Origin of the sequence: Streptomyces calidiresistens (genome assembly GCF_014141525.1) — a bacterium.
Classification (GTDB): Bacteria; Actinomycetota; Actinomycetes; order Streptomycetales; family Streptomycetaceae; genus Streptomyces; species Streptomyces calidiresistens.
In genome coordinates this window covers 1-1,613 of record NZ_VKHS01001028.1, presented here as the reverse complement: position 1 = coordinate 1,613, position 1,613 = coordinate 1, and the positions used below count along the sequence as shown (strand labels likewise).

General features: G+C 70.0%; 2 protein-coding genes. One reads left to right on the top strand and one right to left on the bottom strand.

What is annotated here, in order from left to right; genetic code table 11:
• Positions 1 to 69 precede the first annotated feature (69 nt).
• A complete protein-coding gene (locus tag FOE67_RS25170) occupies positions 70 to 582 on the bottom strand; it encodes an MFS transporter (RefSeq protein ID WP_182667118.1) in 513 nt (170 codons plus the stop codon).
• A gap of 365 nt (positions 583 to 947) precedes the next feature.
• Here FOE67_RS25170 and FOE67_RS25165 point away from each other — a divergent pair, with 365 nt between their 5' ends.
• A complete protein-coding gene (locus FOE67_RS25165; RefSeq protein WP_182667117.1) occupies positions 948 to 1,535 on the top strand; it encodes a TetR/AcrR family transcriptional regulator in 588 nt (195 codons plus the stop codon).
• Positions 1,536 to 1,613: the final 78 nt, after the last annotated feature.

Here is a 1,613-nt window from a genome sequence, read left to right as displayed (position 1 = left end):
CCGCCGGCCTCCTGTGTCGGACTCGCCCCGGCCACCAAGTTCCCCGGCCGGGCCTTGCCCCGCCACCCGCTACGAGCCGGCCCGGGCGGTCGTCGACGCCCTGCGGGACGCGACCCCGACCACCCGCCAGGAGGTCAGGTCGGAGATGAACTGCGCGAGGACTTGACCGAGGACGCCGGCGGCCAGGAAAGAGCTGGTCAGCCACGTCATCGCAGTCGTTCTGCGCTCGGGCGGAAGGTGTTCGGCGAGGTAGGCGAAAGCGGCGGGCGCGAAGGTGGCGGCGGTCAGCCCCTGGAGGGCGCGCAGCGCGAAGGCGACGGCGGGCCCGGGCGCGGCGGCGACGGAGGCGGTCACCACGGCGGTGATCGCCAATCCGGTGACCAGTACCCGGCGCCGACCCAGGCGATCGGCGAGCGGACCGGAGAAGAGGAAACCGGTGGCGTAGCCGATGCCGAAGGATGTGACGACCCAGCCGGCCGTGGTGGTCGTGGTGGACCATGCCTCGGCGAAGAGGTCGAGCAGCGGCAGCACGGTGTAGAGCTGTCCCACGACCAGCACGCCGATCACGCACAGTATCGGCACGGTTCGGGTGAACGGTACCCGGTCCGAGCCGGGGCCGGACGGTGCCGCCGCCGGGGGCACCGTGCCGGTGTGGTGGGGAGCGGGCGAGGAGGACTTCGACGGGGGTGTCGGAAGCCCCCTGTTCGCTGCCGCGTCAACGGGGGAACGGCGTCTCATGCCCCCATGGAAGCAACCAACCAGTTGGATGTCAAAGGTGGCCTCTTGCTTCACGACGCCGGATGGTGACGTTCAGGTCATCGATGAGTGAAGGGTGTGGCAGAAGTTGCCGCCGAGCATGTCTTTCACCGAGTTTTACTTCCCGGTATCATGAGCTTCCCCCAGGAGCAACCAAACAGTTGGATTTGAGCACGAAGTGCGGTGAGGACATGACCCGACGGGACGCGACCCTGACCCGGAAGAAGCTGCTGGCCGCGGCCCGGAAGGAGTTCGCCGAATTCGGCATCGCCGGCGCCCGGGTGGACCGGGTGGCCTCGCTGGCGGGCGTCAACAAGGAACGCGTCTACGGCCACTTCGGCAGCAAGGAAGGGCTGTTCGCCGCGGTGATCGGCGCCGCGATGGACGAACTGGCCGAGGCGGTGTCGGAGCCGGGTGACGACATCGCCGCCTGGGTCGGCCGGATCTACGACTTCCACCGGGAACGGCCCGACCTGCTGCGGCTGCTGATGTGGGAGGCGCTCCACGAATGGCAGGAGGAGCCGCCGGGCGAGCAGGAACGGCTGGCACGCTACTCGATGAAGGTGGACGCGCTGGCCCGGCGTCTCGACCTGCCGGGAGGACCGGAGGCGGCGACGACACTGCTGTCGCTGATCGGGCTGGCCGCATGGCCCACCGCGGTTCCCCAGCTGACCCGCCTCATCATCGGCCCCCACGTGGGGACCCAACACGCGCAGGAGGCGATCCGCAACGGCGTGATGGCCATGGCGGAGGGTGCCGTGCGGAATCGATCGCAGTGAAACCGGACCGCCGAAGGGACCGGACGGAAGTGCGCCCGCAGCGGCGGGTCCACCCGGGTGGGCGGAGTGGGCGAGGGC